This is a genomic window from Sinimarinibacterium thermocellulolyticum, assembly GCF_040327995.1.
GTDB lineage: Bacteria > Pseudomonadota > Gammaproteobacteria > Nevskiales > Nevskiaceae > Solimonas > Solimonas thermocellulolyticum.
The window spans coordinates 1-5,246 of sequence record NZ_JBEPIJ010000037.1 but is presented as its reverse complement, the minus strand read 5'-3'; the positions used below and the strand labels follow the sequence as shown (position 1 = coordinate 5,246).

The 5,246-nt window shown below is 63.7% G+C and carries 3 protein-coding genes; all 3 read left to right on the top strand.

Features of this window, described 5'->3' with window-relative positions:
- The first annotated feature begins 259 nt into the window (after nucleotides 1–259).
- The 3 genes from ABSH63_RS15590 (at nucleotide 260) to ABSH63_RS15580 (ending at nucleotide 5,204) form a co-directional block, all read left to right on the top strand.
- Nucleotides 260–1,954, top strand: coding sequence for a hypothetical protein (locus tag ABSH63_RS15590; protein WP_352891016.1), 1,695 nt, complete (start codon nucleotides 260–262; stop codon nucleotides 1,952–1,954).
- A gap of 190 nt (nucleotides 1,955–2,144) precedes the next feature.
- A complete protein-coding gene (locus tag ABSH63_RS15585; RefSeq protein WP_352891015.1) occupies nucleotides 2,145–3,137 on the top strand; it encodes a peptidylprolyl isomerase in 993 nt (330 codons plus the stop codon).
- A gap of 54 nt (nucleotides 3,138–3,191) precedes the next feature.
- Nucleotides 3,192–5,204, top strand: coding sequence for a sulfotransferase (locus ABSH63_RS15580; RefSeq protein ID WP_352891013.1), 2,013 nt, complete (start codon nucleotides 3,192–3,194; stop codon nucleotides 5,202–5,204).
- Nucleotides 5,205–5,246 lie beyond the last annotated feature (42 nt).

Here is a 5,246-nt window from a genome sequence, read left to right as displayed (position 1 = left end):
GAAGTTTGCTACCGGTTCAATCACCGGCACGAGAACCTGCAACCCTTGCTGCACAAGCTTCTCAAGCAGATCTCAATCCAGGAGCTACGTCCAATTCTGGTCCGGAAAGGTTAGGAATTACCTAATCTAAGCGCCTCAAGGCAACCGTATCCACATGCAAAGGCGCGGCTGCTTTGGGCGGGCAGATTGCTCGATGCTCAAGGATCATCAGACTTTATCAGCTCGTTCCTCTGTGACTTCTTCAATGGAGATTTATTCAATGAGTAGGACTTTGAGTAAGCTGCGACTGATCGGGGCATCCGCAGCGCTCGCTGCCGGTTTCGCCATGCAGCCTGTCGCAGCCCAGACCGTGTCTGACACGGGTAAAGGCTCGGCGGTCGTCGTTCCCTACTACACGGTCAAGGGTGGTTGGGAAACGCTCATCAACGTGACCAACACCACCGGCAACTCGCTGGCCGTCAAGGTTCGTCTGCACGACCACCGCAACTCTCGCGACGTGCTCGACTTCAACCTCGCGCTGTCGCCTTATGATGTCTGGACCGCGACCATTCGTCAGGATGCCAACGGCCGCGCCTTCCTGCGTACGACCGACCGCTCCTGCACGAGTCCGCTCAGCGTCGCCACCGACGGTCTGGCCGCGAACGAGATCGCCTACTCGACCGTGGGCAGCGTGACTTTCCGCGACCATGATGGCACCGCAAATAGCATCGAGCGCCTACAGGAGGGCTACATCACCCTGTTGGTCATGGGTGAGGACGAGCGTCCCGTTTCCGGGCCCGGCGTTTCCGAGACTGGCTCGTCTGGCGTCGCTGGTGCAACGCGCGGCACCACGGCCTACTACGCCAAGCACGTCAACGGTGTGCCGCGTGACTGCGCTCGAGTGGACGCTGATTTCCAGCGCCAGGCGGGCATCCCCGTGTTCACCGCGAACGATGCGGTCAACGGCGTCACCATCCCGGGCGAGAACGGTTCGGGTAACCCGCTGGCACGTGCCGGCTGGACGTTTACCGCGCCAACCGGTGGCATCGCTGCGGGTCAGCCTAACCCGTTTGGCTACGGCCCGGTCGTCACGCCAGATCCGCTGAAGGTGAACGTCAGCCTGATCAACAGTGCCCGTGGTCTTGGCGCCGGTGTCGAATCGCTGCACATCGCGGGCTACGCGGTTGGTGTGAACAACGTGACCGCCCAGCAGTTCCCGTACTTCCTCGAGCCCACGCTGGCCTCGGGTGACGGCCTGTGGACCACGACGAACCTGGCCACCCTCGAGGCCGGCATCGCCGCTACCTCGGTTGCCAACGAGTGGACTGAGAATCGCAGCGAGCCGGGCGTCCGCGCCGATGCCGAGTGGGTCGTGACCTTCCCGACGAAGCGCTACCACGTCGACGAAGACTCGCGCAACATTCAGGCCGCGTGCAGCCAGTACCGTCACGCGACCTCGGGCGGTGGTGTGGCCTCCGGTGGTGGTGGTCCGGCCTACGCGGGCTTTGCGCCGATTGCTGCCACGCCGAGCGTCCCGACCCAGCTCGCCGCTGGTTTCACCTGCCCTCTGGCGCCCTTCACCGAGCGTTTCCAGGCCGGCAACAACGGCGTGTCCAACATCGAGCTGACCTACACGTTCTACGATCGCGAAGAGCGTGAAGCCGTCCAGGCTCCGGACACCACCGTGCCGTCGCCGTTCCCGCCGGGCATCGTGGAGCCGGACAACCTGTCGTTCGAAGCCAACGTCGTCAAGATCGGCCCGAATGCGCGGACCCGCACTTCTGTCCTCGGCACCGCCAATGCGCTGGGTCTGCCGACCAACGACCTGCCTGGCGCCGAGACGGGCTGGCTGCGCATCGACTTTGCAGATGGCGCTGCCTACCCGACGGCTGGCTTCATCCTGAAGGTGCGCGATTTTGGCGATCCGACGATCAACTTCGCGCAGGCTACCGAGCACGCCTACACGCGGCCGTAAATAGCCCGAGTCGTCAAGATGTAAGTGGACTTTGTCCAGTCCACGAAGTTGACAAAGCCACCGCCTCCGGGCGGTGGCTTTTTCCGTTGAGGATTCACGATCGTGCGCGCGATCGTGCGCGAGCGTGTTCGGCGATAATCCAGCCCACCTCGTGATTGGTTTTTTGATTTTGCAAGGAGAAGGACATCCCATGCGTGCACTACTGTCGACGGCCATGTTGCTGGGGAGTGCGATGCTCGTCGGTTGCGCAGCTTCCGCGCCTTCAGAGCCCGTGCTGGCGTCCGCTGCGGGAGCCGAGGTCCGGCTGGGCGACCTGCGTCGCGAGCTGAGCCTGCAGCGACCGGATGGGCTGCAAGCCGCGCTCAGCAGTCCCGAGACGCTCAAACAGCTCATTCAGACTCTGTACGTCCGCCACCGCATGAGCGACGTGGCCGAGGAATTGGGTTACACCGAACGTCCGCTGGTCCAAGCGCAGCTACGTCGAGACCGCGAGATGCGACTGGCTGATCTGGCCACGCGGCTGTACTACCAGTCGCTGGAGGTGCCGGACTTCGCTGAAGCCGCGCGCACTTACTATGACGAGCATCCCGAGGAGTTCATCACCGATGAAACCGTCCATGTCGCGCATATCCTGCTGCGTGCGCCGGATGAGGCGGACAAGCGCCGCCGCCGCCCGGAGGCAGAGGCACTGCTGAAGCGACTCAAGGACGGCGCCGACTTTGGCGAACTCGCGGCCGAGCACTCCGAGGACGGCTCCCGCATCATGAAGGGCGACCTCGGCCCGACCAAGCGGGGCCAGATGGTCCCCGAGTTCGAGGAGGCCGCTTTTGCGCTGACTCAGCCCGGGGAACTGAGCGGCGTCGTTGAAACCCGTTTTGGTCTGCATATCATCAAACTGCTGTCGCGCAGCGCTGCCGAACCGATTCCTTTCGAGGACGTGCGCCTGAAGATTCTCAGCAAGTTGGAAGGGCAGTATCGCCAGCAGAAGACGAACGAATGGCTGGCCGAGGTGGCGCCTAAGGACCCGGTCACGCTCGATGAGACCGAGCTGGCCGAACTTGCCAAGCGGCTGCGCGCAGAATTCAAGGTTCCCGAGCCAGAGCCGGTGGCGGCTGGCGCGCCAGCGGGTGCTGAAGCACCACAAGAGGCGGTGGCTGCCAGCGGTGCGATGGCTGATGAATAAACGGGTCAGCACCGGGGTGCGGCGTTTCCGTCGCCGCGCCCCGCGCATCCGGGCATGCTGAAGTTTCTCGGCATTGGCGTCCAGAAAGCCGGCACGAGCTGGCTTCATGCGCAGCTCGCCCGTCATCCCGAGGTCGCCTTCCCGCTGGGTAAGGAGGCCCATTTCTGGGATCGGCCGTACGACCGGGTGCAGCTCGATCGGTATCTGGCGGCCTTCGGCGATCCGCTGCGCTGCGAAGGCGAGATCACGCCGGCGTATGCCTTGCTGCCGGAACCGACGATTCGCGCGATCCATCGCGTTGCGCCTGATTTGCGGTTGTTGCTGGTCCTGCGCAACCCGATCGAGCGCGCCTGGTCTTCGGCACTTATGGCGTTACAGCGAGCCGAACTATCGATCAGTGAGGTTGGCGACGCCTGGTTCCTCGATCATTTCCGCTCCAAGGGGTCGCTGGCCCGCGGTGACTATGTTGGCACGCTGATGCGCTGGCGCAAGGTGTTCGGCAATGACGCTTTGCTGGTGTTGCGCTACGAGGATATCGCCTTGCGCCCCCACTGGGTGGTGGGTCAGTGCTGTGCGCACCTGGGCATCGCCCCCCCGGACCCAGCGATGCTCGAAGACAGCAGCCGTCCCGTATTCGCCGGGCCGGGGCATCCGTTGCCAGACCGGCTGCGTCGCGAGCTCGAGGTGCTGTACCGGCCCCGAATCCGCGCGCTGGAGCAGGTGCTGGGGTGGGATCTACGGACGTGGCTCGCTGAGCCGCCGAAAACCGCGCATCCTTCGTTGCGGCAGCGTCTGCAGCGCATGTGGGCCGAGCGCAAGGCCTTGCGACAGATTCGCGCATCCGGTTTGTTCGATGCTGCCTATTATCTGGCCCGTAATCCCGACGTTCGCAAAGCCGGTATCGATCCTCTGCGGCATTACCTGAGGTACGGTGCGGATGAGGGTCGCAACCCCAGTGCGGCGTTCGATTCGGCGGCATATCGCTCGTCTTATCCAGACGTCGTCGCTGCCGGTATGAATCCGCTCCTGCACTATGTCCAGTTCGGCGCGGCCGAGGGGCGTCTCGCACGGCCCGTAAAGTCGGCAGAACGCCCACGTCCGACGGCGTCGCAGCCGCGTCCGCCCTATCGCGACTTCACTGGCTTCCTGCGTCACGCGCTGTTCGCCCCCGAACTCGTCGCGCCGTTCACCGACGAAGCCCGCTGCGTTATCGAACATCTGCGCGCACGCCGGAACCATTTGTTGCGACGGCACGCGGCTTTGAAGGCTGACGTCTGCGTATCCGTGATACTTACGTGTACGCATCGCGATGAAGGTTTCGCTCGCTCCGTCCGCAGCGTGCTCGCGCAGACCTGGACCGACTTCGAGCTGCTCGTGGTGGATCACGGCGCGCAGGTGGTTCCCGACGCTACTCTGCCGGCGGATCCGCGAGTGCGTGCGCTGGAATGGATCGGCAGCAGCAGCCGCGGGGCAGCGCTCGGCCGCGGTCTGCAGGCGGCACGTGGAGCCTATGTAGCCTACTTGGATTGCGGTGCAGAGTTCGATCCGGAGTTCTTGCGACTCATGATTGGAGAGCTGCGTGCGCATCCGTCTCACGTGCTGGCCTTTTGTGCGCAGGAGTGGAATGACCCCCAGGGCCAGCTTGCCGGTGTGCGCTACGCCGTTTATCCGCTCGCCCTGATCGATAACCATCCGTGCCTGGACCTGCGTTGCGTGGTGCACACGCGGGCAGTGGCTGAAGTATGCGGTGGGTTTGATGAGCGGACAGATCGACTGGCCGGCTGGGCGTTTCTGCTGTCGGCAAGCCGCGTTGCCGTACCGATGGGTGTCCCCGCGCTGCTCGTCCGAGCCCCGCATAGGGAGGTTGCGTCGTGCGATGCGGTGATGCCGGCGGCCGATCTGCGACACATCGATGCGCTGTTGGCCACACACGCCGTTGCGCCACGGTTTGTGCATTGCGCGGTTCCGGGTTTGGAACGGCTCTATCAGCTTGCTGAAAAACTCGGCATGAATTCTGCGGTCTATACGCGCGACATTCCAAACAGGGGTCTGGGATGCGGGGAATAGAAATCCAGCAGGGTGCGATGTTCAGCTACGTTTCTCTGGAGC